Origin of the sequence: Nocardia elegans NBRC 108235 (genome assembly GCF_001612845.1) — a bacterium.
Taxonomy (GTDB): Bacteria; Actinomycetota; Actinomycetes; order Mycobacteriales; family Mycobacteriaceae; genus Nocardia; species Nocardia nova.
Window position 1 is genome coordinate 43728 of record NZ_BDBF01000030.1, and the last position, 24880, is coordinate 68607.

Genomic DNA, 24880 nt, shown 5'->3' on the forward strand with positions numbered 1-24880 from the left:
GCCTCAGCGCAATGCGCCGAGGACCTCGGGCAGTGTGCCGGTGTGGACCACCGATAATCGCTGTGTGGCACGGGTGAGTGCCACGTAGAGATCGTTGAGCCCGCGCGGCGACTCGTCCAGGATGGCCTGCGGCTCCACCAGCACGACCGCGTCGAACTCCAGGCCCTTCACCTCCGCCACCGTCAGCACCTGCACGGAATCGCCCGCCAGCGAGGCGAATTCGCTCACCGTCGCATGCGGGGCGAGCACGGCGGTGATTCCGGGCTTGTCGGCCTCGGCGTCGACGAGTTCGGTGACCGCGGCCAGCGAGCCGCCGGCCGCGACCTGCACGGCCCGCGGCGGATAGCCGGATTCCCGGACGGAGCGGGGAATGGTCGCCTCCGGGTCGATCGCGGCCAGCACATCGGCGGCCACCGCCATGATCTCGGCGGGCGTGCGATAGTTGACCGTCAGCTCGGTGAGTTTCCAGCGCTGTGCGACATAGGGTTCCAGCATGCGCTGCCAGGACGAGGCGCCCGCCGGATCTCCGGTCTGCGCGACATCGCCGACCACCGTCACCCAGCGATTCGGGATGCGCCGCATCACCATTCGCCACGCCATCTCCGACAGTTCCTGCGCCTCGTCGATGATCACGTGTCCGTAGGTCCAGCTGCGATCGCCGGCAGCCCGCTCGGCGGTCGTCTGGCGGTTGCGCACATGCTGGCGTTCGGCGAGCTGTCCGGCGTCGATCAAGTCGTAGGCCATGAGGATTTCCGGATCCAGATCGTCTTCGAGATCCTGCGGCGCCGAACCGGTCAGGATGTCGAGCGCCTCCTGCGCCTCGGCCAGCTGCGCGCGCCACCGCCGCCGCGAGCGTTCTCGCTCCTCCGCGTCGTCGATGCCCAGCAATTCCGCCAGTTCGTCGAGCAGCGGCGCGTCCGCCGCCGCGAAAGCGGGCCCGTGCTGCGGGTCGAGCGCGCGGAACAGCTCCTTGCGGTCCTCGGCGCTGAGCCGGTCCGCGGCATGCGCCAGCCGCTCCGGCTCGGCCCACAGGTCGGCGAGCACCTGCTGCGGGGTCAGGATCGGCCACAACTGCGCGATCGCGCGCTGAATGCCGGCGTCGGCACGCATCTCGTCGCGAATCTCGGTGAGGTCGGCCTGGCTCAGCAGATTGCGCCCGGAACTCGACGGCCGCCGGCCCGCGGCGGCATCCGCCTCGTCGACGGTGTCGGCGAACTGGTCCTTGCCGATGATCTGTGCCAGCTGGTCGGTCAGCGCGTCGACCACCGAGGCGGCGAAGATCGGGCGGGCGAGGTTGTGCGGGCGGCGCGAGGAGCGTGCCCGGCCGCGCGCACGGGTGGCGATCTTGCGATCCAGCGTCAGCTCGTACCCGTCGAAGTCGAGGCGGACCGGGTCGCGCGGCACCTCCTGCCGGTCGCGCACCGCCTTCTTCAGCACATCGATCATGTCGAGCGAACCCTTGAGTTCGCCCGCGCGCAGCGAATCCTCCAGTGTCGCTTCGACTCCCGGATACAGATTGCCGATCGTGGACAGCAGCACGCCGGTCTCGCCCAGCGACGGCAGCACCTGGCCGATGTAGTCGAGGAAGGTGGAATTGGGGCCGATGATCAGTACGCCGGCCTTGTCGAGCTGCTGGCGGTAGGTGTAGAGCAGATACGCCGCACGATGCAACGCGACCGCGGTCTTCCCGGTACCCGGACCGCCCTGGACCACCAGCACGCTGCGGTGTTCGGAGCGGATGATGGCGTCCTGCTCGCTCTGAATCGTCTCGACGATATCGGTCATGTGGCCGGTGCGCGCCGCGTTCAACGCGGTGAGCAGGGCGCTCTCACTGCCGACGCCGCCGTCGTCGGAGTCGATCGCGCCGGCCCGCCGTGCCATGTCCAGATCGAGGTATTCGTCGCTGATACCGGTCACGTTGCGGTTGCGTGAGCGGATGTGCCGGCGCCGGGTCACGCCGTCGGGGGCGGCGGTGGTGGCGAGGTAGAACGGGCGCGCCAGCGGGGCCCGCCAGTCCAGCAGCAGGGTGTTGTAGTCGTCGTCCTCGTCGAGGATGCCGAGGCGGCCGATGTAGCGGTACTCGCCCTCGGCGCCCTCGTCGCCGGTGTTCTCCGCGGCCAGATCGATCCGGCCGAAGCACAGCCCGTTCTCGGCGGCGTCGTATTTGGCGAGGTCCTCGGAGTAGAGCTGGGTGAACGATTCGCGTTCGCTGCGAGCCTGCGGGGTGCCGCCGGTCTCGAGCAGCACCGTCTTCAACCGGCGCTGCGCGTACTCCCGCATACCGTCGAGCCGCTGATACAGCAGGGTGAGATAGCTCTGCTCCCGCTCCAGTTCGGCAGCGCGAGCGGTGGCGGGGCGATCCTCGGTGAGGCGGTCGGGCAAAACGGAACTCCTTGTCACCACAGGGGCCGAGCGGGCCGCGCGCGAAGAGAACGGAATCGTCGAGTCTAGTTCGGGTTCGCCGGACTCGCCGTAGTCGCAGGTGAACGCGTCGTGACGGTAGTGAAATGTTGCACTACCGGGGCGTCGAACGCCGCCTCAACTCGGCCGTGCGATCGGGCCGGACGGGCAGCAGCGCGTGTTCGAGGATCATCGCGGATCTTTCAGGAGGCGTGAGTGTTGTTCGGCCGCCGTCCCAGGGCGTTGCTCTCGGAGGTCGCCGGTTTGGCACGGTACATCGCCAGATCCGCGTCGTGCAGCACCGCTTCGGGAGTACGCGGATCACCCGGGCGCAGCGCGGTGACGCCGATCGATGCCTCGATGTGGATGCGGTGGCCGCGGGCGATGATCGGCTCGGCCATGGTCTGGCGCAGCCGGGCGATCAGGCCGTCCAGGTCGTCCGGCTGGGTGCGGCCGGACAGCAGTACCAGGAATTCGTCGCCGCCGATCCGGCCGACCACATCGTCGGTGCGCAGGCCGCGCTGCAGTCGCTGGGCCACGATCTGCAGCACGGTATCGCCGATCGCGTGGCCCAGGGTGTCGTTGATGGCCTTGAATCCGTCGAGGTCGATGAACAATACGTTCGACACCGGCGACTGTTCGTCGACGCCCAGCGCGGTCGCCAGCCGCGAGAGCACCAGCGATCGGTTGGCCAGTCCGGTGAGCGGATCGTGGGTCGCCTGATATTCCAATTGCCTTCGGCTGGCACGGAATTCGGTGACGTCGTTGAACGAGGAGACGGCAGGCGAGTCGGCTGCGCCCGGGTTGAGCAACCGGCTCGAACCCGACAGCCAGCGCCGCTGCCCGTCCGGGCGGTCCACGCCGAACACGTAGCGGGAGATGGTTTCTCCCGTGGCGAGGGTGCGTGCCACCGGGTGATGGCTCGGGGCCAGCGGCTGGGCGTTCGCGTCGAGCAGCGCCAACGGCAGCGAATCGATGCGGCGGCCGACCAGATTGTCGCCTTCCTGCCCGAAGATGCGCAGCGCCGCCGGGTTGATCGATTCGATCCGGCCCTCGCGGTCGATGACGACCACACCCTCCTCGAGTTGCGACACCACGGCCGTGAAATGGTGTTCGGCCCGGCGCTGCGCGGCCTCGGCGCGGCGCTGAGCGGTGAGGTCGTGGATCACCACCTGATAGGCGAGCCGGTTCTGCCAGACGGTGAGCACCGAGACCGTCTCGACGTCGACCGCCTGGCCGTCGCTGCGGATCAGGGTCATTTCCGCTGTCTCGGACGCGTCGCCGGTCTGGTGCAGCCGGTCGATGCGCTCGAGCATCGCGGGCACGTCGCGATGCGCCACGAACTGGATGACCGGATGTCCGACCACCTCGTCCATTCCGGGGGCGGCCAGCAGCCGCACGATCGCCGGATTGGCGTACACGACGATGCCGTCCTCGTGCACGACGACGCCATCGGGACTGTGCTCGACCAGGGTGCGGTACCGCTGGGCGAGCAGTTCGGCGTCCATCACGGCCTCGGGCCGGTTCTCACCTGCCTCAACCACATGTAACCCCCTGATCATGGTCTGTTCAGGTCAATTGGCGCACGGGATCATTCTGATGGTGACGTACCGCGGATCACAGCGCGGACGGTATTGGTTCGGTCACAGTTCAGGTTCTTATCGGGCCTGTGAGTGATCATGACAGGTGCCCGTTCCCGCGGTATCGGCGGAGGGTACGCTGTCGGGTTCGGGTTCGGTCCGGTCGGGGGGCCGGACCGGGTGTTACGCCGGAGGCAGTTGCCCAGGCCGGGTGTAGGAGCGCGAATGCCTAACACAACCCCGATGTCAACTCGAGAATATCAAGATCGTATGCCGATCGCAGGTATCGGCGTCGTCAGCGGTTACGGCTGGGGCAGGGAGACGCTGTGGCGCGGTCTGCACACCGGTAAGGCGGCCGCCGGGCTCTATCCCGGCTACGGCGCCGACCGCGACGAATACGCCTGGATCGCCCTGGTACCCGACGGCGGCGACGAGTCGCTGAGCCCGAGCCGCTACGCCCGGGCGGTTCAGGAGGCCGCGCGCGAGGCGATCGCCGATGCGACCGAACGTGGCTGGCGTCCGGGCCGCACGGTCGGGGTGATCCACGCGATCGTGCTCGGCGACGTCCGGGACTGGGAGGACTTCTATCTCGCCGACGGCGGCAGCCGCCGCTCCCGCGACTATCTGCGGCTGCTGCCATCGACTCCGATCTCGCTGCTGATGCAGGAATTCGGCTTCCACGGTCCCTCGATGAATGTCTCGGCGGCCTGCAGTTCGGCCAACGTCGCGCTGATCACCGCGCAGATGTGGCTGGATCAGGGTTTCGCCGACGACGTGATCTGCGTGACCACCGACCTGTCGGCGAGCCCCGACATGGTCCACCACTTCGTGCAGATGGGTGCAGCCGTGATCGACGCCGATCCGCTGGAGGCGTGCCGGCCGTTCCAGGAGGGCAGCCGGGGATTCAGCTTCGGCGAGGCGTCGGTGGCGTTCGTGGTCTCCCGGCAGGTGGAGCGGCCGTACTGCGCGATGCTGGGCGGGGCGATGACCAATGACGCTTATCACGTCGTGTCCGTCGACCCCGGTCTGGAGCGGATACTGGACTGTACGCGCCAGGCCCTCGACCGGGCCGGGGTGCGCCCCGGGGACGTGAGCTACTACAACGCCCACGGACCGGGAACCCGGCAGTGCGATGTGGCCGAACGGGCCGTGCTGGCGCGGATCTTCGACGACCGCCCGCAGGTCTATTCGATCAAGCCGCTGACCGGACATTGCATGGGTGCGGCGGCCGGCGTCGAGATCGCGGCGACGGCGCTGGGGTACGAGCGCGGCGTCGTGGTGGCGCCGCCGATCGTGGCCGAGGCGCATCCTCGCCTGCTGGACGGACCCACCCCGTTCGACGGCGGATTCACGGTGAAGACCTCGCTCGGAATGGGCGGGCACAACTCCGTGGTGGTGCTCGGCCCGGCGTGAGAGCCGGGGCCGCTCGCGGTCGTGTCGCCGAACTTGTCGGTGGGTGTGCTTAGCATGGCGTCTGGGGAGATTCTGGACGCCGAATTTCGATGGAGAAGGGACAGCCGGTGGCGGATCTGTTGACCGTGCGCGGAGCTCGGGAGCACAACCTGAAGGGAGTGGACCTCGACCTGCCACGCGACAGCCTCATCGTGTTCACCGGACTGTCCGGGTCCGGTAAATCCAGCCTCGCCTTCGACACCATCTTCGCCGAGGGCCAGCGACGCTACGTCGAATCGCTGTCGGCGTACGCCCGCCAGTTCCTGGGGCAGATGGACAAGCCCGATGTGGATTTCATCGAGGGACTCTCTCCGGCGGTGTCGATCGACCAGAAGTCGACCAACCGCAATCCGCGCTCGACCGTCGGCACCATCACCGAGGTCTACGACTATCTGCGCCTGCTGTACGCCCGCGCCGGAACCCCGCACTGCCCGGTCTGCGGCGAGCTGATCGCCAAGCAGACCCCGCAGCAGATCGTGGATCAGGTGCTGGAGATGGAGCCCGGCACCCGCTTCCAGGTGCTGGCCCCGGTGGTGCGGACCCGCAAGGGCGAATTCGTGGACCTGTTCGACCAGCTCAACACCCAGGGTTACTCCCGGGTGCGGGTCGACGGTGTGGTGTATCCGCTCACCGAGCCGCCGAAGCTGAAGAAGCAGGAGAAGCACGACATCGAGGTCGTGATCGACCGGCTTGCCGTCAAGCCGACTTCCAAACAGCGGCTGACGGATTCGATCGAGACGGCGCTGCGGCTGGCCGACGGCATCGTGGTCCTGGACTTCGTCGACCGCGACGAACACGCCCACGACCGCGAGCGGCGGTTCTCGGAGAAACTGGCCTGCCCGAACGGTCATCCGCTGGATATCGAGGATCTGGAACCTCGTTCGTTCTCCTTCAACTCGCCGTACGGCGCCTGCCCGGACTGCACCGGTCTCGGCATTCGCAAGGAGGTCGATCCGGATCTGGTGGTGCCGGACCCGGAACTGAGCCTCAACGACGGCGCGATCGCCCCGTGGTCGCGCGGGCAGACCGCCGAATACTTCAACCGGCTGCTGTCCGGACTGTCCGAGGCGATCGGCTTCTCGATGGACGCGCCGTGGAATACGTTGCCGCTCAAGGCCCGTAAGGCGGTGCTCGAGGGCAGCTCCGATCAGGTGCACGTGTCCTACACCAACCGCTACGGCCGCAAGCGGTCCTACTACGCCGACTTCGAGGGCGTGATGCCGTTCCTGCAGCGGCGGTTGGAGAGCACCGAGTCCGAGCAGATGAAGGAGCACTACGACGGGTACATGCGCGATGTGCCGTGCCCGGTCTGCAGCGGTGCGCGGCTGCGCCCGGAGATCCTGGCCGTCACCCTCAACGCCGAAGGCGGACGCCGTTCCATCGCCGAGGTGTGTGATCTCTCGATTCGCGACTGCTCGCGGTTCCTGAACTCGCTCGAGTTGGGGGAGCGGGAGGCCGCGATCGCCGGTCAGGTACTCAAGGAGATTCAGGCCCGGCTGGGCTTCCTGCTCGACGTGGGCTTGGAATATCTGACGCTGTCGCGGGCGGCGGCGACGTTGTCCGGCGGTGAGGCGCAGCGCATCCGGCTGGCGACCCAGATCGGTTCGGGACTGGTCGGCGTGCTGTACGTGCTCGACGAGCCGTCCATCGGCCTGCATCAGCGCGACAACCGGCGCCTGATCGAAACCCTCACGCGGCTGCGGAATCTCGGCAATACGCTGATCGTGGTCGAACACGACGAGGACACCATCCACTCCTCGGATTGGGTGGTCGACATCGGGCCACTGGCCGGTGAGCACGGCGGACAGGTCGTGTACAGCGGCCCGTACCCGGGTCTGCTCGAGGATCCGAATTCGCTGACCGGCGCCTATCTTTCGGGCCGCGAAGTGATCGAGGTGCCGCTGGTACGCCGGCCGGTATCGAAGAAGAAGCAGCTCACCGTGGTCGGCGCGAGTGAGCACAATCTGCGCGGCATCGATGTGGCCTTCCCGCTCGGCGTGCTGACCTCGGTCACGGGCGTCTCCGGTTCCGGCAAGTCGACCTTGGTCAACGACATCCTGGCGACCGTGCTGGCGAACAAGCTCAACGGCGCGCGGCAGGTGCCCGGCCGGCACACCCGGATCAACGGCCTCGACCACCTCGACAAGCTGGTGCAGGTCGACCAGTCCCCGATCGGGCGCACCCCGCGCTCGAACCCGGCCACCTACACCGGCGTCTTCGACAAGATCCGCACCCTGTTCGCGGCCACCACCGAGGCCAAGGTGCGCGGCTATCAGCCGGGCCGGTTCTCCTTCAACGTCAAGGGCGGCCGGTGCGAGGCCTGTTCCGGTGACGGCACGTTGAAGATCGAGATGAACTTCCTGCCGGATGTGTACGTGCCCTGCGAGGTGTGCCACGGCGCCCGGTACAACCGGGAAACCCTCGAGGTGCACTACAAGGGCAAGACCATCGCCGAGGTGCTCGACATGTCGATCGAGGAGGCGGCCGAATTCTTCGAGCCGGTCACCTCGATCCACCGATACCTCAAGACCCTGGTCGATGTCGGCCTGGGGTATGTGCGGCTGGGGCAGAGTGCCCCGACGCTGTCCGGTGGTGAGGCGCAGCGCGTGAAGCTGGCCGCCGAACTGCAGAAGCGCTCGACCGGGCGCACGGTCTACATCCTCGACGAGCCGACCACCGGCCTGCACTTCGAGGACATTCGCAAACTGCTCGCGGTGATCAACGGATTGGTCGACAAGGGCAACACCGTCATCGTCATCGAGCACAACCTCGACGTCATCAAGACCTCCGACTGGGTGATCGACATGGGTCCCGAGGGCGGCTCCGGCGGTGGCACCGTGATAGCGCAGGGCACCCCGGAAGACGTCGCGGCCGTTGACGACAGCTACACCGGCCAGTTCCTGCGCGAGGTCCTCGACAAGCCCGCCGCACCGGCGAAGACGACGAAGACCAAGAAGGCGACGGCCACCAAGTCGGCGGCTGCGAAGCCCGCCGGGCGTCGCAAGACGGCTGCCGTCGGCTGAGCATCGCGCGGCGGACCCGCTGGGTTTCCAGCGGGTCCGCCGCGCCTCGGTCGACGCTGCACGGGTGGTATTTGTGCCACCGCGCCGGGTCCGCGATCAGCTAGGCGAATGTTGTCGTCTCTCAACGACGTCGATGGGTATCTGCGGCGCCGAATGGGCCCGGGCTCGTTCAGACCGCATCCCAGCTGTCGGCGCCGCGGCGGCGGCCTAGCTGCCGGCGCCGGAAGAAGACCTCCTCCACCGAGACCGAACTGGCAGCCACCGCGCCGGCCACCGTGGTCAGCCGCGGGTCCTCGCTGCGTTCGTCCAGATGCCATTGCACGCCCGCGCGGCGTTCCGGCGGCAGCATCGCCCAGCGGCTGCCGATCCGCGCCTGGACCGAATGATCGCCCGCCGCAATGATTTCCAGCAGGACGGGCCACAGATCGGCCTCGGTGGCATGCGAGGGCAGCGCCGCGATGGTGGCGTCGGACTGCTGGGCGAGCATATCGGCCAGCGCCGGCCGCATCGCGGGATCGAGCTGTGCGAGCAGGGCGAACAACCCGCGCCAGGGCGCCGGATCGGAGCAACCCTCCAGGCCCTGCAGCAGGGCGGCGGCCACCGCGGTATCGGTGAAGATCGGCAGTTTCGCCATCGCCGCCAGGGCGGGAGGGCGCAAGGTGTCGACGAATACGGCCATATGGCGCACCGCCCGGCCGTGGATCGCGGTCGTCACCAGATTGCCCAGGAGAGCGGGCGTCCCGACGCCCAGCACGATATCTCCCACGTCGGCGACGACATCGGTATCGCAGCGCGCGAAGATCGACAACGCCGCCAGCCGCAACTCCGGTGACCCGTGCAGGACGGTCTGGATCATGCGTGGCATCCGGCGCGCCGGGCCGTTCAGCAACTGGCGCAGCACGGAGGTCAGGGCGCTGGTGGAGAAGGCGAACGACGCCGAGAAGATCAGGCCTTCGTCGTCGGGAACGCCGCGCTCCACGGCTTCGATCAGTCGGGGTGACGCGTAGCCGAGGAACGGCCCCGCGGTGATGTAGTCGCGCCGGCGCAGCACCTCGTTGACGATCTGCATGATCGGTTCCGGCGGCGCGATATCGGCCAGTTCACCGACCGTGCGCGGGTCCAGATACGGCGCACAGTCGGCCGCGTAGCCGATGCCGAGCAGTGCGACGGTTTCGGCGGCCTTCTTCGGGTGATCGACGCCCACCGCGCCGGCCGCGCGCCCGGTCAGCGCCGGCGGCACCAGCTTCTGTACCAGCGGCATCGAGATGCCGAGCGGAATGATCGGCACCAATCTGCTGATCCGCTTGAAGGTTTCGGCATGCTGATCGAAGACGATCGCGGCCATCCGCTGCTGCAGTTCGTGCAGATTCCGGGCGCCGAGGCGCTCCAGATGAGCGAGTCGTTCCGGTGGAACGTGCAACGTGCGGGCGAGCAGGATGAGCTGGGCGCGGGTTACCGGATCCGTCATCAGTCCAGCAGGTTCCCGAACATGATCTTCTTCGCCGGCGCGCGCAGCGGCCGCGGCAGGGCGCTGATCATCGCGTCCACCGACTGCGACAGCGCCTGCGCCTCCTCACGACGTGCCTGCGTGAACAGCAACAACAGGTCCGCGCACTCGTGATCGGTCAGTAGATCCGTGGCGGCGATCGGCCCGCCGAGTTCGTGGTCCAGATCTCTTCTGGCGGTCATGCTGCACCCCGGTATTCGTCACGTCTTCCGCTGGAACGTACCCATGAAGACATCCGGCGAATCATAGAAGCCGGCTACCGCGCGGCGAGGGCGAAAATGCCCGCGTTGGGGTAAGTCACCGCGAAAAGCGGCCAGTGCTCGAGCACGACAACGACCGGCCGGTCCGCACGCCGCCGTCAGGTCTGCCGCGCACACCTGCGACGATCGGGGCATGGCGATCCCGACCGCATTCACCGACATCCTCTCCGTCCGCCACCCGATCGTGTCCGCGCCCATGGGTGGCGAAGCGGGCGGGGCTCTGGCCGCCGCGGTCTCCGAGGGGGGCGGTCTGGGGCTCGTCGGTGGTGGTCGCGGCGACCGGGAATGGGTCGAACGCGAACTGCGACTGGTGCGCGAGAACACCACCGCGCCATGGGGAGTCGGCTTCCTGAGCTGGGCGATCGACCGAGCCGTGCTCGACCACGCGCTGTCGTTCGATCCAGCCGCGGTGATGCTGTCCTTCGGTGACCCGATGCCGCTCGCGGCCGCCGTCCGGGACGCGGGTGCGGTGTTGATTGTGCAGGTCACCGATGCCGACGAGGCGCGGCGGGCGCTGGACGCGGGCGCGGATGTGCTGGTGGCGCAGGGCAGCGACGCCGGTGGTCACTGTGCGGCCCAGGGCATCGGGACGCTGTCGTTCGTGCCGACGATCATCGATCTGGCCGGCGCGGTGCCGGTCCTCGCCGCCGGTGGCATCGCCGACGGCCGTGCGATCGCGGCCGCGCTGGCGCTCGGCGCGGCCGGGGCGATGGTGGGCACCCGCTTCCAGGCGACCCACGAGGCTCTCGTGCCCGCCGAACTGGGCAAGGCTCTGGTGGACGCCGCCGGCGCCGATACCGAGGTGAACTGGACGCTCGACATCGCACGCGGCGCACCGTGGCCGGAGAAATATCCGGCCCGCACCCTGCGCAACACCTTCCTCGACCACTGGCGCGGCCGCGACGAGGAACTGCGCACCGACGAAGCCGCCCTGCGTGAGTACCGCGAAGCCGCCGCCCGTAACGACCTCACCGCCGTTCCGGTCTGGGCGGGTCAGGCCGTCGACCGGATCACCTCGATCGCTTCGGCCACCGAACTGGTGGGTGTGCTCGCCGCCGAGACCGAAGCCGCGCTGCGCCGAATCACGGTGCGCGAGGACTGAGTTCGACAACGGCGCCGCCGTCGTAGCGACGTTCGCGGTAGGGCCGGAATTCGCCTGCACCTTGACCACAGGGTGGCGCGTCCATCACTATGAACACACGTTCATGAACAGACGTTCATAATGACTCGAAGGAGATTCCCATGGCCGCGATCGTCAACACCGCCCAATCGGAGGCGTGGAACGGGTACGAGGGTGAACACTGGGCCGGGAACGCCGACCGCTACGACGCGGTGAACTCGGGGATCAACGAGCCGTTGCTGGCGGCGGCCGGTATCGCCGCAGGGGATCGGGTCCTCGATATCGGCTGCGGTAACGGTCAATTGACGCGCGAGGCGGCCCGGCGGGCGGCCTCGGCGACCGGAGTCGACCTCTCCGGGCCGATGCTAGCGCGGGCGCGCTCGCTCGCCGAAGCCGAAGGCGTGCACAATGTTTCGTTTCATCAAGGCGATGCGCAGGTGTTCGAGTTCGCGCCCGGATCCTTCGATGTGGCGGTGAGCCGGTTCGGCATCATGTTCTTCGCCGACCCGGTGGCGGCGTTCACCAATATCGCCCGCGCGCTGGGGACGGGCGGGCGGCTCGCGATCGCCGTCCCGGCGATGTCGGATTCCGACGTCAGTGCCGTATTCGCCGCGGCGGCAACACATTTGCCCGGATTCGAGGTGGGGCACGGCTTCAACGCTTTCGCCGATCCCGAGGCCACCGCCGACCTGCTCGGCGCGGCGGGGTTCGCCGATGTCGCGAACGAACTCGTCGTCACCGACAGCGTCTGGGGCGCGGATGTCGACGATGCCACCGAATTCGTCGTGGGCTGGGGGCCCGTGCGATATCACCGGCTGCGCAACGACTTCGCCACCGATACCGAGGTGCGGACCGCCGTCGCCGCCGCTCTCGCACCGTTCGCCGGCGACGGTCCGATCCGGTTGCGCGCGGCCTCCCGGCTCGTCACCGCCACCGTCGCACTACCGTAGGTTCCATGTCACCCCGACGGGCGGCGGCGCTGCACGACCGCGACGATCGCGATCTGCGCGCCCATCTGATCGCCACGGCCGAGAAGCTGTTCGCCGAACAGGGCAGCGCCGGGCTCACCGTGCGTGCCATCGCGCGGGCGGCCGGGGTGTCCGACGGGGTGCTCTACAACCATTTCGCCGACAAGGAGGAGTTGCTCGCCGCGGCGCTGCGGGCCCACGTGGAATCGGTGGATCGGAGCTTCCCGCCGCTGCCCGCCGCCGGTAGCGGCGATCTCGCGGAGAATCTGGCGGTGTGCCTGCGTCAGGGGCTGGCGCTGCATCAGGCGGTATTGCCGGTGTTCGCGGGCCTGATCACCCAGCCCGCGGTCCTCGCCAGATTCGCCGAAACCGAAGGCCGGCAACGAATCTGGCGCGAGGATTTGGTGGTCTATCTGCGCGCCGAACGCGATCTGGGCCGACTGGCGGCCGACGCGGATGTCGACGCGGCCGCCGCCGTCCTGGTCGGCATCTGCCACGACGCGGTGCTCTCGTCGTTGCTCTCGGGAACGCCGCGTCCGTTCGCGCCGCCCCCGGTCGACGCCGTCGTCGCCACCCTGCTGTCGGGGATCGCCGTGCGGTGATCGGCCCGGCCCACGCCCGAGCTCAGTACACCGGCCCGGTGTACTTCTCGCCCGGTCCCGCGCCCGGCGCATCCGGATGCGCCGACGACTCCCGGAACGCGCGCTGCAGCGACTGCAGACCCTCGCGGATGGGTCCGGCGTGCGGGCCCAGATATTCGACCGACGCCGTCACCAGCCCGGCGAGGGCCGTGATCACGCGCCGGGCCTCGTCCAGATCGCGACGCGGGCTGGAATCGGGGTCCTCGTCGGCGAGGCCCAGCTTCTCGGCGGCCGAGCTCATCAGCATCACCGCGGCCCGGCTGATCACCTCGACGGCGGGGATATCGGCCAGCTCCCGCACCGTTTCCGGATCCGCGGACTCACTCAGGGCCGACGGGTCGCCGGCATGCTCGCTCATATCCGTAGCATGTCATCGGGTTCGCGTCGCCGGGTTGCGGGGGCGGCCGATTGGGAGTAGAGGCGCCTCCGGTGTTAAAGTGGTCGGCGACGACCGCCCCGGTCCCGTGCTGGAACCGATCCAGCGCACCGGCTCGGGGCTGTAAGTGGAGCCCGACTCCCACCATCGGCCGGCCTGCGTGCCAGGTTCGATGGTCCGGTCACCCGCCGTATGCGGCGGGTTTCTCGCTCGGATCCGTCCGTGGCGAGGTCGAGGTGGCAGTCCTGTCGATGGACGCCCGCGGCGACCGGTCGACATTCGGGCCCCGTAGCGGTGAAATACCGCGGCGGGGCTTTCGTGTTGGGTATGGGGTTGCAGTTGTTGCTCGCGGTCGTTGGATGACACCGCTTGACCTAGGAGGCCCCATCAGCACTGAGACCCGCATCAACGATCGCATCCGCGTGCCCGAGGTCCGACTCATCGGACCGGGGGGTGAGCAGGTGGGGATCGTGCGTGTTGAAGATGCACTACGCGTCGCCCAAGAGGCTGACCTCGACCTCGTCGAGGTCGCACCGGACGCGCGTCCACCGGTCTGCAAGATCATGGACTACGGCAAGTTCAAGTACGAGACCGCGCAGAAGGCGCGCGAGTCCCGCAAGAACCAGCAGCAGACCGTGATCAAGGAGCAGAAGCTCCGTCCGAAGATCGATGACCACGACTACGCGACCAAACGGGGACACGTGATGCGGTTCCTCGAGGCCGGGTCGAAGGTCAAGGTCACCATCATGTTCCGTGGTCGCGAGCAGTCGCGTCCCGAACTCGGTTTCCGGCTGCTGCAGCGGCTGGCCTCCGACGTCGCCGACCTCGGCTTCGTGGAGACCTCCGCCAAGCAGGACGGCCGGAACATGACGATGGTCCTCGCACCTCACAAGGGTGCGAAGACCCGGGTCAAGGCGCAGACCGCCGCGCAGCAGACCGCGCAGCGTGGTGCGGCGCCCGGTAGTTCCGCGCCCGCTGGGGGCGACGCTGCGGCCGGTTCGGCGCCCGCGCCGGAAGCCGAAGCGGCCAGCCCGCAGTAAACCGATACAGCACCGGCGGTATCGCACGACGCGATGCCGCCGGAACGAGACAAGATTGAGGAATCCATGCCGAAGATGAAGAGCCACAGCGGCACCTCGAAGCGATTCAAGGTGTCCGGTCGCGGCAAGCTGCTGCGCCAGCAGGCGAACCGTCGCCACCTGCTCGAGCACAAGTCCAGCCGCCGGACTCGTCGTCTGGACGGCACGGAGGTCGTCGCGCCCGCTGACGTCCGTCGCGTGAAGAAGCTGCTCGGTATCTGAGCGCACTCGCGCACCGTTCCCTCTCCCAACCTGTGGGCGCCGCCGCGCCCCTCGATCGAACAAGGACTGACCAGTGGCACGCGTCAAAAGGGCCGTCAACGCTCAGAAGAAGCGCCGTTCCGTGCTCGAGGCCTCCAAGGGCTACCGTGGGCAGCGCTCGCGGCTGTACCGCAAGGCCAAGGAACAGCAGCTGCACTCGCTCACCTACGCCTACCGGGACCGCCGGGCTCGCAAGGGTGACTTCCGCAAGCTGTGGATCGCGCGCATCAACGCCGCGGCTCGGCTCAACGACATCACCTACAACCGCTTCATCCAGGGCCTGAAGGCCGCGGGTGTCGAGGTCGACCGCAAGATCCTCGCCGAGCTCGCCGTCTCCGACGCCGAGGCGTTCGCCGGCCTGGTGGCGGTGGCCAAGGCCGCCCTGCCGGAGGATGTCAACGCCCCGGCCGCCTGAGCTGCGACCAGTTGACCAACACGTCGAAACGACCCGCGCAGCGCGGCTCCGACGACCGGACGAATCCGGAACTGTCGGAACGCAATCCGCGGGTCGTTTCCGCTGTCAAGCTGCACCGATCGGCATCCCGCCGCAAGACCGGCCTCTTCCTGGCCGAGGGCGCCAATTCCGTGGCCGCGGCGCTGGATACCGAGCGGGTCGAGGAGCTGTTCTACTCGAATCGCGCCGCCGAACGCGAACACGAACTGGTGGCCACGGCCGCCGCGCTGGGGGTCCGCGCGACGCTGGTGAGCGAGCGGGCCGCCGAACATCTGGGTGAGACGGTCACACCGCCCGGCTTGGTCGCGGTCTGCCGGCTCGTGGATGTGCCACTGTCGCAAGTCGTTTCGCCGCGGCATGAGGATGCGCCAGCGCCGGCAGGTGCCGTGCCGGGACTCGCCTCGGGCGCCCACCTGCTCGCCGTCCCGGTCGAGATCGCCGACCCCGGCAATGCCGGCACCCTGATTCGCGTGGCCGACGCGGTCGGCGCCGATGGTGTGGTGCTGGCCGGTGATTCGGTCGATCCGCACAACGGCAAATGTGTGCGCGCGTGCGCGGGCAGCCTGTTCCACGTGCCGATCGCGCGCGACCGCGATATCGACGCCGTGTTGAACGCGCTGCGCGACAACGGCATCACCGTGCTCGCGACCACCGCGCGCGGTGAAGTCGATCTCGACGACGCCGACGACCTGCTCCGCACCGCTGGCGAATCCGGCGGCACCGCATGGCTTTTCGGCAACGAGGCGCACGGCCTGGACCCTGCCGTCGCCGCTCGCGCCGACCACCGCGTCCGCATCCCCATCCACGGCCGCGCGGAAAGCCTCAATCTCGCCGCCGCCGCGGCGATCTGCCTCTACGCCGACGCCCGGGTCCGCCACCGCTGACTTCGTGCCCCGAATATGGCTGTGGGCGCCGGACTTCCGAATCCGGCGCCCACGTTCACGTCGATCAGTCGCGCGGGTGCGCCAGCTCGATCACGTGGTTGCCGCCGGTGCCCGCGGCCAGGGTCAGCGTGGAGGTGGTTTCCGGGTAGCCGGATGCCACCACCGTGTAGTCGCCGACCGCGAGATTGGCGAACAGATAACTGCCGTCGGCGTCGGTGGTGGTGCTGTCGATCACCGCACCCGCCGCGTCGACGAGGGTCACCCGGGCATCGCGCAGCGGACCGTGCGCACCGTGCACGACACCGCGCAGCTGCGCGCCGCGCGACAGCACCACGTCGAGCTGGGTGATGCCCTGGCCGGCGACCTCCGCCGGCAACGCCACCGGCTGGAACGTGGCGGCGTTCACCGCGACGGTCACCGGTCCGGGAACCAGTTCGGTCAGCGCGTAGTCGCCCTCGGGCCCGGACGCGCCCGCCGCCAGCACATCGCCGCGGCTGTCGGTGACGATCACCAGCGCATCGGCCACCGGCGTGCCGTCGTCGGCCGCCCGCACGGTGCCGGCCAATCCGCTCATACCGCTGAGCCGCACATGATGTTCCAGCGGCCGCGTGCCCACCGTGATCGGCGTGGCCTGCGGCTGGAATCCGTCGGCCGAGGCGATCAGCACATAGGAACCGGGTTCCGGGGCGTCGAGTGCGTAGTGCCCGTCGTCGCGGGCGATGGCACGGCCGATCTGGCGGCCGGTGGGGGAGATCAGGGTGAGCGCGGTGCGCGTCACCGGCGTGCCGTCACCGGCCAGGACGCGGCCGTGGACCATGATCCCGGTGCTCACGAACTCCTCCGGGACCAGGCCCGAGGCGTCCTCGGCCATGACCTTGGCCGAGAGCACCGGTTCCGGCCCCGACTCGGCGGCCTGTGCCAGCGCGCCGGTGGTCCGCAGCGCGACCTCCTTGATGAACAGCGTCAGCAGGAAGGCGACAAGCGCGATGGGCGCCGCGATGAGGAACACGTCGGCGATGGCGTGACCGTAGCCGTCCTCGACGACCGTGCGGACCGGACCGGGCAGCGCGGAGATGTTCGGAATCCGGCTGCCGCCGCCCATGGCCTGCGCCGCGGCCGGGTTCAGGTGGCTCAGACCATCGCTGATGTAGTCCTTCACCCGCTCGGCCATCACCGCGCCGAGCGCCGAGACACCGATCGCACCGCCGAGGCTGCGGAAGAACGTCACCAATGAGCTGGCCGCGCCCAGTTCGTGCGGCGCCACCTGGTTCTGGGTGCACAGCACCAGGTTCTGCATCGTCATACCGATGCCCAGGCCCATCATCGCCATGTAGATCGCGACCAGCCAGTAGTTGGTGTCGTAGCGGATGGTGCCGAGCAGGCCCAGGCCGGCGGCCACCAGCAAGCCGCCGGTGACCAGCCATGCCTTCCACCGGCCGGTGCGGGTGATGATCTGGCCCGACACCGTGGAGGAGATGAACAGGCCGCCGATCATCGGGATGGTCATGATGCCGGACATCGTGGGGGATTCGCCGCGCGCCAGCTGGAAGTACTGGCTGAAGAACACGGTTCCCGCGAACATCGCGACACCGATGAACAGCGAGGCGGCCGAGGCGAGGCTGATGGTGCGGTTGGCGAACAGGTGCATCGGCACGATCGGTTCGGCCGCCCGCAGTTCGGCGAAGACGAACAGCAGAGCCAGCACGACGGCGCCGAGCACCATCGTCAGGGTCTGCCAGGAGGCCCACGCGTACTTGTCGCCGGCGAAGGTGACCCACACCAGCAGCAGGCACACCGCCGCCGTGACCAGGAAGGCGCCCAGCCAGTCGACCTTCACCTCGCGCCGCGTGACGGGCAGACGCAGCGTGCGCTGCAGCACGATCAGCGCGACCACCGCGAACGGCACACCGACGTAGAAGCACCAGCGCCAGCCCAGCCAGCTGGTGTCGGTGATGACACCGCCGAGCAGCGGGCCGCCGACGGTCGCCACCGCGAACACCGCGCCCAGATAGCCGCTGTAGCGGCCGCGTTCGCGCGGGGAGATCATCGCGGCCATCACGATCTGGGCCAGCGCGGACAGACCGCCGGCGCCGATGCCCTGCACCGCGCGGCAGGCGATCAGCATGCCCGGGTTCTGCGACAGACCCGCGACCACCGAGCCGGCCACATAGATCAGCAGAGCGATCTGGACGAGTGCCTTCTTGCTGAACAGGTCGGCGAGTTTGCCCCACAGCGGGGTGGTGGCCGTCATCGCGAGCAGGGAGGCGGTGACGACCCAGGTGTAGGCGGACTGTCCGCCGCCCAGCGTGCCGATGATCTTCGGCAGCGCATTGGTCACGATCGTCGAGGAGATGATCGCGACGAACATGCCCAGCAGCAGACCGGACAGGGCCTCCATGATCTGCCGGTGCGTCATCGCCGCCGTCTCACCCGATTCCGGGGATCTGCGCGCGGCGTCGTTCGCAGAGGTGATTGCCATCGTTCTCTTTCCGGAAGCGTCGATGCGGCGGTCGGCCGGTAGCCGATGTCGCCGCATCACAAGTGTTCGGGGGATATCAAACAAGTTGATTAACGAAAGTAACTATAATCCCGTGAGAACGCTGCGCAAAGGCCGAACGCCCGGTGTGTTCGATCACATCCGGGCGCGGCGGGCGAAACGGCTGGTCAGTCGTCCTCGAAGCAGGCGTTGATTTCCTCGGCCCAGCGGGTCGGCACCGCATCGGGTCCGATCACCTGCATGGCGGTCATCACGGTGATGAGCATGCCGGTGGCCATGAACTGGCGGGCATCGTCGGCGTCGGCGCCGGTGAGTTCGCGGACCAGGTCGTAGATGCGCCCGAACCGCTCGCGGACGTGGTCGCCGATCGCGGGATCGGCGCTGGCGGAGAAGCCGTGCAGCAGCAGGAGCGGCAGTTCCCGTTCGGCGAGGAAGGCCTCGTAGCCCTTGCCGAGCGCCTTCAGTGCTTCCTGTGGGGTCGCGTTCGCCGGCGCGTCGGCGCGCGCGGCGCGGAAAACCTCTTCGATCCGCGCGCAGGACCGATTGACCGCGGCGACGAACAAGCGTTCCTTGGTGCCGAACAGCCGGATCACATAGGGCTGCGACACGCCGGCGAGCCGGGCGATCTCATCGGTTTTCGTTGCGGCGTAACCGGTTTCGGCGAATGCGGTGACCGCAGCGGCCAGTACCTGCTCGCTGCGCTCGGCTGCGGTCAGCCGCGTGCGGGTCGAGTCCGCCATGGTCCTCCTCGTGATCGTCCGACGGTCACGGTAGCGCGGTGCGGGCGGGAATCGAGCCCGGCATCGCTACCTGTTGACATGTTATCAGTGGATGCATACTCTTTCGACATCAAGTTATCAGTCGATAACAACAAAGGATCTGCGATGACCTCCACCCTCGAAACCACCCCCCGTGCCGGCACGGCCGGCTCCCTCCGCCGACCGCTGGGCGCGGTCCTGGCCGCCGTCGGCATCCCGATGTTCATGGTCGCCCTGGACAACCTGGTCGTCACCAACGCGCTGCCGGTGATCCGCACCGAACTGAACGCCTCGCTGAGCGACCTGCAATGGTTCGTCAACGCCTACACCTTGTCCTTCGCGTCGCTGCTGCTCACGGCCTCCGCGCTCGGCGACCGCTTCGGCCGGCGCCGGATATTCCTCGCCGGCATCGCGCTGTTCACCGCCGCGTCGGCGGCCTGCGCCCTGGCCACCGAGCCGTGGATGCTGGTCGCCGCCCGCGCGATCCAGGGATTCGGCGGCGCGGCGGTCATGCCGCTGTCGCTGACGCTGCTGTCCGACGCGGTGCCGGAGAAGATGCGCAGTGCCGCGATCGGCATCTGGGGCGGCATCTCCGGACTGGGCATCGCGGTGGGGCCGGTGGTCGGCGGCGCTGTCGTCGGCGGCCTGAGCTGGCAGTGGATCTTCTGGCTGAACGTGCCGATCGGCATCGCGGTGCTGCCCTTCGCGGCCCGGGTGCTCGGTGAATCCTTCGGCGGCGCACGACGTTTCGATCCGCTCGGGCTGGTCTTGTCGGCGGGCGGGGTGCTGGCGATCGTGTGGGCGGTCGTGCACGGCGCCGACGACGGCTGGACCTCCGCGCCGGTGCTGAGCGGACTGCTCGGCGGGGCCGCGCTGCTGGCCGCCTTCATCGCCTGGGAAATGCGAACCCCGGCCCCGATGCTGCCGCTGCGACTGTTCCGGTCGCGTGCCTTCCGGGTCAGCAACATCACCAGCTTCACCTTCGCGGTCGGCGTTTTCGGCGCGATCTTCCTGATCTCGCAGTACTTCCAGGTCGTGCGCGGCTACAGCCCCTTCGAATCCGGTCTGCGCACGCTTCCCTGGACCGCCGCGCCGATGGTCGTGGCGCCCCTGGCGGGCCTCGTCGTCGGCCGGATCGGTGCCCGCACCCTGCTGGTGGCCGGGCAGGCGATGCTCGCCGCGGCCCTGGCCTGGATGGCGACGGTGAGCACGGTCGACGCCGGCTACGGCTCGTTCATCGGCGCCATGGTGCTCGGCGGCGTGGGCATGGGCTTGACCTTCGCGCCCAGCGCGACCGTCGTGATGGCGAGTGCCGCCGCCGAGGATCGGGCCATGGCCTCGGGAACGAACAACACCGTGCGCGAAGTGGGCGTCGCGATCGGTGTGGCGATTCTGGCCTCGATCTTCGCCTCGCACGGGTCGTATGCGAGTCCGCAGGGATTCGTCGACGGGCTGGTCCCGGCCGTGTGGACCGGCGCGGTGATCGTGGCGGCCGGGGCGGTGATCGTCCTGCTGCGGTTGCCCCGGCACCTCGTCGCGATCGAGGCGCCGGCCAGCGCGCGGGACTCGGACCGCGACGCTGTGACCGTATCGGCCGACGCATGACATCGGGCCGGGCGCGCCGTCGGTGAGCAGTAGGTCCGGTCCGCATCGATCGGCGAGGCCGGGCCGGACGCCGCGGAATGCGTACCCCATATATCGGCTCGCAGGACGGCCTGCCCAGGCGCGTCGCCCGGATCTCGGGCGACGCGCCTTTCCCTATCGGCGCCTCCGATGTACCGATTGCCGGTGTTCGGGCCGATGCCGCGGAACGTCCGAACGCCGGAAATATCCGTGTGAGGCGGCCTGCCGACATCGCCTACGATTCGACCAGCGACAATAGTTGGCATCGCATAGTCGTGTATCGCATGTGCCGATGCCCGATGTGCGTATGCAGGCAACCGCACGGACCCGACCAGCCCAGGGGAGAGACGAACCATCGTGGCCGACGAGAAGGATGCAGCCGAGCAGTCAGCGACGCCGGCGGAGGCGCTCAGCGAAGAGGCTCTCTCCGCTGCTGCCGCCGCCGCGGAGAAGGCGTTCGCGGCCGCGGCCGACCTGGATGCGCTCGCCACCGCCAAGACCGAGCATATGGGCGGCAAATCGCCGATCGCCCTGGCTCAGCGGGCGATGGGCGGGCTGCCCAAGCAGGACAAGGCCGACGCCGGTAAGCGCGTGAACGTGGCCCGCGGCCGGGTCTCGGACGCTTTCGAGGCCCGCCGCGCCCAGCTGCTCGCCGAACGCGACGCCGCCGTCCTGGTCGCCGAGGCGATCGACGTGACGCTGCCGGCCCGGCGCGGTGCGATCGGCGCGCGTCATCCCATCACGGTGATCTCGGAGCAGATCGAGGACGTCTTCGTCGGCATGGGCTGGGAGGTCGCCGAAGGACCCGAGGTCGAGACCGAGCACTTCAACTTCGACGCGCTGAATTTCCTGCCCGACCACCCGGCCCGCACCATGCAGGACACCTTCCACGTAGCGCCGGAAGGGTCCCGCCAGGTCCTGCGCACCCACACCTCCCCGGTCCAGGTGCGCTCGATGCTGTCGCGCGAGCTGCCGATCTACGTGGTCTGCCCCGGCCGCACCTTCCGCACCGACGAACTCGACGCCACCCACACCCCGGTCTTCTCCCAGGTCGAGGGTCTGGCCGTGGACAAGGGACTGACCATGGCGCATCTGCGCGGCACCCTGGACGCGTTCGCGCGGGCGCTGTTCGGTCCCGAGACGCGAACTCGCATGCGGCCCAACTACTTCCCGTTCACCGAGCCCTCCGCCGAGGTCGATGTGTGGTTCCCGGACAAGAAGGGCGGCGCCGGCTGGGTCGAATGGGGCGGCTGCGGCATGGTCAACCCGAAGGTGCTGATCGCCAGCGGTATCGATCCCGAGGTCTACAGCGGATTCGCCTTCGGTATGGGACTCGAACGCACCCTGCAGTTCCGCAACGGCATTCCGGATATGCGCGACATCGTCGAGGGCGATGTGCGCTTCACGCTGCCGTTCGGCATCCGCGCCTGAGCCCGGCCCCCAATCCACCACCCGAGAACCTTCATACGAGGAAGCGAAACGTCACGTGCGAGTAGCGCAGTCCTGGCTGACGGAAACCCTGCAGCGGACCACCCCCGGCTGGTCGCTGACCCCCGAGGAACTCGACGCCGGTTTCGTCCGCGTGGGCCTCGAGGTCGAGGAACTCGACACCCTCGCGCCGGTCACCGGAGACATCGAGCACCCGCTGGTGGTCGGCCGGGTCGCCGAGATCACCGAGCTGACCGAGTTCAAGAAGCCGATCCGCTTCTGCAAGGTCGATATCGGCAAGCCGGAACTGCAGGAGATCGTCTGCGGCGCGCGCAATTTCGCGGTCGGTGACCTCGTCGTGGTGGTGCTGCCGGGCGGCGTGCTGCCGGGCGGATTCGCCATCAGCTCGCGCAAGACCTACGGCCACGTCTCCAACGGCATGATCTGCTCGGTCGCCGAACTCGGTATCGGCAAGGATCATTCGGGCATTCTGGTGCTGGAGCCGGGCACCGCCGAACCGGGCGCCGACGCCAACGAACTGCTCGGCCTCGACGATACGGTGATCGAACTCAACATCACCCCGGACCGTGGCTACTGCTTCTCGGTACGTGGCCTGGCGCGCGAACTCGCCTGCGGTTTCGATCTCGACTACGCCGATCCCGCGGTGCGCACGCTGCCCGACGACGAGGCCGACGCGTATTCGGTGACCGTCGAACCGGAATCCGGCTGCACCCGCTTCGCGGTGCGCAAGGTCACCGGCGTCGACCCGAACGCGGTGAGCCCGTGGTGGTTGCAGCGCCGGCTGTTGCTGGCGGGTGTGCGGCCGATCTCGCCGGCGGTGGATGTCACCAACTACGTCATGCTCGAACTGGGCCAGCCGTTGCACGCCTTCGACGCCGCGAAAGTGACCGGGCCGCTGGTCATCCGGCGCGCGCACACCGGCGAGACGCTGCGCACCCTCGACGAGGTCGAGCGCGTGCTCGACGCCGAAGATGTCGTCATCACCGACGATTCGGGCGTGATCTCGCTGGCCGGCATCATGGGTGGCGCGAGCACCGAGGTCGGCGACGCCACCACCGACATCCTGCTGGAGGCGGCGACCTGGAATCCGCTGGCGGTCTACCGCACCGCGCGCCGGCACAAGCTGGTCTCGGAGGCGGGCAAACGCTACGAGCGCGTCGTCGATCCCGAGATCAACGTCGCAGCGCTCGACCGCGCCGCCACGCTGCTGGCCGAAATCGCCGGTGGCACAGTCGAACCCGCGCTGACCGACGTGCGGCTCCCGGTGCCTGCCGTCGAACCGATCCGGATGGATATCGATCTGGCCGACCGCACCGCGGGCGTGGTCTATCCCACCGGCACCTCGGCGCGCCGGCTCGCGCAGATCGGCTGCGCGGTCGAGGTGAGCGTCAGCGAGACCGGCCACGGTCAGCTGGTGGTGACCCCGCCGAGCTGGCGGCCCGACCTCGTCCAGCCCGCCGATCTGGTGGAGGAGGTGCTGCGGCTCGAGGGCCTGGAGCAGATTCCGTCGGTGCTGCCGACCGCTCCGGCCGGGCGCGGCCTCACCGCCGTGCAGCGCCGTCGCCGCGCCGTGAGCCGTGCGCTCGCCTTTTCCGGATGTGTGGAGGTGCCCGCGCCGATCTTCATGACCGCCGGGGTCTTCGACACCTGGGGTCTGGACGCCGACGATCCGCGCCGCGACACGATGCGCGTGCTGAATCCGCTCGACGTGGAGAAGGCGGAACTCGCGACGACCCTGTTGCCCGCGCTGCTCGAGGTCGCCGCCCGCAATATCTCGCGGGGTGAGCGCGATCTGTCGATCTACGGCATCGCCCAGGTCGTCCTGCCCGGTCCGAACACCCGTGGGGTGGCCGAACTGCCGGTCGACCGCCGGCCCACCGACGAGCAGATTCGCGAGCTGATCGAGTCGCTGCCCACCCAGCCGGTGCACGTTGCCGCGGTCCTGACCGGCCGGCGCGAGCCGCGTGGCCCGTGGGGGCCCGGCCGGGTCGCCGAGGCCGCCGACGCATTCGCGCTCGCCGACGCCGTGGCCGATGCCGCCGGCGTCACCATCGAGCGCCGCGCCGCCGCCTACCTGCCGTTCCATCCGGGTCGCTGCGCGGAACTGCTGGTCGACGGCACGGTCGTGGGCCATGCCGGTGAACTGCATCCGGCCGTGCTGGAGCGCAGCGGTCTGCCGCCGCGCACCTGTGCGCTGGAACTGGATCTGGATGCGCTGCCGCTGCGCGAATCCCGTCCCGCCCCCGTGGTTTCCGCCTTCCCGGCGGTCCTGCAGGACGTGTCGGTGAGTGTCGAGAAGACCGTGGGCGCGGCCCAGGTCGAATCGGCGCTGCGCACCGGTGCGGGCGAGTTGCTCGAGGACATCGCGCTGTTCGACGTCTATGAGGGCGCCCAGGCGGGCGAGGGCCGCAAATCCCTCACCTACGCCCTGCGCTTCCGCGCGAGCGACCGCACCCTCACCGAGGACGAGGCGAGCGCGGCCCGTGATTCCGCGGTCGCGGCGGCGGCCGACGCGGTCGGAGCCGTCCTGCGCGGGTGAGAGGGGGTA

General features: G+C 68.9%; 19 protein-coding genes. 12 read left to right on the forward strand and 7 right to left on the reverse strand.

The genetic code is table 11. The features are described 5' to 3' along the window. Positions 1-3: 3 nt before the first annotated feature. A complete protein-coding gene (locus tag NE2_RS21370; RefSeq protein ID WP_063028784.1) occupies positions 4-2382 on the reverse strand; it encodes a HelD family protein in 2379 nt (792 codons plus the stop codon). Positions 2383-2603: 221 nt separating this feature from the next. Beyond that, positions 2604-3944: a diguanylate cyclase domain-containing protein gene (locus NE2_RS21375; protein ID WP_307617866.1), complete on the reverse strand. Its 1341-nt coding sequence runs from the start codon at positions 3942-3944 to the stop codon at positions 2604-2606. Between the two features lie 306 nt (positions 3945-4250). Between NE2_RS21375 and NE2_RS21380 the strand changes: the two genes are divergently transcribed. Then, a complete protein-coding gene (locus tag NE2_RS21380) occupies positions 4251-5393 on the forward strand; it encodes a beta-ketoacyl synthase N-terminal-like domain-containing protein (RefSeq protein ID WP_063028788.1) in 1143 nt (380 codons plus the stop codon). A 107-nt stretch (positions 5394-5500) separates the two neighbouring features. After that, positions 5501-8455, forward strand: a complete 2955-nt coding sequence (gene uvrA / locus NE2_RS21385; protein ID WP_174553968.1) for an excinuclease ABC subunit UvrA — start codon at positions 5501-5503, stop codon at positions 8453-8455. Between the two features lie 169 nt (positions 8456-8624). Here the strand turns inward: uvrA and NE2_RS21390 are convergent, their stop codons facing one another. Continuing rightward, positions 8625-9923, reverse strand: coding sequence for a hypothetical protein (locus NE2_RS21390; RefSeq protein ID WP_063028792.1), 1299 nt, complete (start codon positions 9921-9923; stop codon positions 8625-8627). Next, positions 9923-10144: a hypothetical protein gene (locus tag NE2_RS21395; RefSeq protein WP_063028794.1), complete on the reverse strand. Its 222-nt coding sequence runs from the start codon at positions 10142-10144 to the stop codon at positions 9923-9925. The genes NE2_RS21390 and NE2_RS21395 overlap by 1 nt, the downstream gene beginning before the upstream one ends. A 211-nt stretch (positions 10145-10355) precedes the next feature. Between NE2_RS21395 and NE2_RS21400 the strand changes: the two genes are divergently transcribed. The 3 genes from NE2_RS21400 (at position 10356) to NE2_RS21410 (ending at position 12912) form a co-directional block, all read left to right on the forward strand. Next, the gene (locus tag NE2_RS21400) at positions 10356-11324 is read left to right on the forward strand and encodes an NAD(P)H-dependent flavin oxidoreductase (protein WP_063028796.1); all 969 of its coding nucleotides are present in this window, start codon (positions 10356-10358) and stop codon (positions 11322-11324) included. Between the two features lie 140 nt (positions 11325-11464). After that, positions 11465-12292, forward strand: a complete 828-nt coding sequence (locus NE2_RS21405; RefSeq protein ID WP_063028798.1) for a class I SAM-dependent methyltransferase — start codon at positions 11465-11467, stop codon at positions 12290-12292. A gap of 5 nt (positions 12293-12297) precedes the next feature. Next, positions 12298-12912: a TetR/AcrR family transcriptional regulator gene (locus NE2_RS21410; RefSeq protein WP_063028800.1), complete on the forward strand. Its 615-nt coding sequence runs from the start codon at positions 12298-12300 to the stop codon at positions 12910-12912. Positions 12913-12934: 22 nt separating this feature from the next. On the opposite strand, the gene NE2_RS21415 is transcribed toward NE2_RS21410, so the two are convergent. Then, positions 12935-13309, reverse strand: a complete 375-nt coding sequence (locus NE2_RS21415; RefSeq protein WP_030518933.1) for a DUF1844 domain-containing protein — start codon at positions 13307-13309, stop codon at positions 12935-12937. Between the two features lie 377 nt (positions 13310-13686). On the opposite strand from NE2_RS21415, the gene infC reads away from it, so the two are divergent. The 4 genes from infC (at position 13687) to NE2_RS21435 (ending at position 16005) form a co-directional block, all read left to right on the forward strand. Further along, the gene (gene infC, locus NE2_RS21420; RefSeq protein WP_030518932.1) at positions 13687-14367 is read left to right on the forward strand and encodes a translation initiation factor IF-3; all 681 of its coding nucleotides are present in this window, start codon (positions 13687-13689) and stop codon (positions 14365-14367) included. Between the two features lie 66 nt (positions 14368-14433). Beyond that, positions 14434-14628, forward strand: a complete 195-nt coding sequence (rpmI, locus tag NE2_RS21425; RefSeq protein ID WP_030518931.1) for a 50S ribosomal protein L35 — start codon at positions 14434-14436, stop codon at positions 14626-14628. Between the two features lie 73 nt (positions 14629-14701). After that, positions 14702-15082, forward strand: a complete 381-nt coding sequence (rplT, locus tag NE2_RS21430; protein ID WP_025348785.1) for a 50S ribosomal protein L20 — start codon at positions 14702-14704, stop codon at positions 15080-15082. A gap of 71 nt (positions 15083-15153) precedes the next feature. Continuing rightward, positions 15154-16005, forward strand: a complete 852-nt coding sequence (locus NE2_RS21435) for a TrmH family RNA methyltransferase (protein WP_063028888.1) — start codon at positions 15154-15156, stop codon at positions 16003-16005. 64 nt (positions 16006-16069) lie between these two features. Here NE2_RS21435 and NE2_RS21440 read toward each other — a convergent pair whose 3' ends face one another. Together NE2_RS21440 and NE2_RS21445 are read right to left on the reverse strand one after the other, a co-directional pair. Further along, positions 16070-18484 carry an MFS transporter gene (locus NE2_RS21440; protein ID WP_218018641.1) on the reverse strand — a complete coding sequence of 805 codons (2415 nt, stop codon included), beginning with the start codon at positions 18482-18484 and terminating at the stop codon, positions 16070-16072. A 185-nt stretch (positions 18485-18669) separates the two neighbouring features. Beyond that, positions 18670-19242, reverse strand: a complete 573-nt coding sequence (locus NE2_RS21445) for a TetR/AcrR family transcriptional regulator (protein WP_063028802.1) — start codon at positions 19240-19242, stop codon at positions 18670-18672. A 144-nt stretch (positions 19243-19386) separates the two neighbouring features. Here NE2_RS21445 and NE2_RS21450 point away from each other — a divergent pair, with 144 nt between their 5' ends. The 3 genes from NE2_RS21450 (at position 19387) to pheT (ending at position 24871) form a co-directional block, all read left to right on the forward strand. Further along, positions 19387-20865: an MFS transporter gene (locus tag NE2_RS21450; protein ID WP_084494219.1), complete on the forward strand. Its 1479-nt coding sequence runs from the start codon at positions 19387-19389 to the stop codon at positions 20863-20865. A 375-nt stretch (positions 20866-21240) separates the two neighbouring features. After that, complete coding sequence (gene pheS / locus NE2_RS21455) at positions 21241-22314, forward strand: phenylalanine--tRNA ligase subunit alpha (protein ID WP_030518955.1); 1074 nt, start codon at positions 21241-21243, stop codon at positions 22312-22314. A 55-nt stretch (positions 22315-22369) separates the two neighbouring features. Beyond that, positions 22370-24871, forward strand: coding sequence for a phenylalanine--tRNA ligase subunit beta (gene pheT, locus NE2_RS21460; RefSeq protein WP_063028804.1), 2502 nt, complete (start codon positions 22370-22372; stop codon positions 24869-24871). Positions 24872-24880: the final 9 nt, after the last annotated feature.

Excerpts from the sequence above, each read along its gene's own strand:
- NE2_RS21380 (WP_063028788.1), top strand. The coding sequence starts at position 4,251 with ATGCCGATCGCAGGTATCGGCGTCGTCAGCGGTTACGGCTGGGGCAGG.
- NE2_RS21390 (WP_063028792.1), bottom strand. The coding sequence starts at position 9,923 with ATGACGGATCCGGTAACCCGCGCCCAGCTCATCCTGCTCGCCCGCACG.
- NE2_RS21395 (WP_063028794.1), bottom strand. The coding sequence starts at position 10,144 with ATGACCGCCAGAAGAGATCTGGACCACGAACTCGGCGGGCCGATCGCC.
- NE2_RS21400 (WP_063028796.1), top strand. The coding sequence starts at position 10,356 with ATGGCGATCCCGACCGCATTCACCGACATCCTCTCCGTCCGCCACCCG.
- NE2_RS21405 (WP_063028798.1), top strand. The coding sequence starts at position 11,465 with ATGGCCGCGATCGTCAACACCGCCCAATCGGAGGCGTGGAACGGGTAC.
- NE2_RS21410 (WP_063028800.1), top strand. The coding sequence starts at position 12,298 with ATGTCACCCCGACGGGCGGCGGCGCTGCACGACCGCGACGATCGCGAT.
- NE2_RS21415 (WP_030518933.1), bottom strand. The coding sequence starts at position 13,309 with ATGAGCGAGCATGCCGGCGACCCGTCGGCCCTGAGTGAGTCCGCGGAT.
- infC (WP_030518932.1), top strand. The coding sequence starts at position 13,687 with ATGACACCGCTTGACCTAGGAGGCCCCATCAGCACTGAGACCCGCATC.
- rpmI (WP_030518931.1), top strand. The coding sequence starts at position 14,434 with ATGCCGAAGATGAAGAGCCACAGCGGCACCTCGAAGCGATTCAAGGTG.
- NE2_RS21440 (WP_218018641.1), bottom strand. The coding sequence starts at position 18,484 with ATGGCAATCACCTCTGCGAACGACGCCGCGCGCAGATCCCCGGAATCG.
- NE2_RS21445 (WP_063028802.1), bottom strand. The coding sequence starts at position 19,242 with ATGGCGGACTCGACCCGCACGCGGCTGACCGCAGCCGAGCGCAGCGAG.
- NE2_RS21450 (WP_084494219.1), top strand. The coding sequence starts at position 19,387 with ATGACCTCCACCCTCGAAACCACCCCCCGTGCCGGCACGGCCGGCTCC.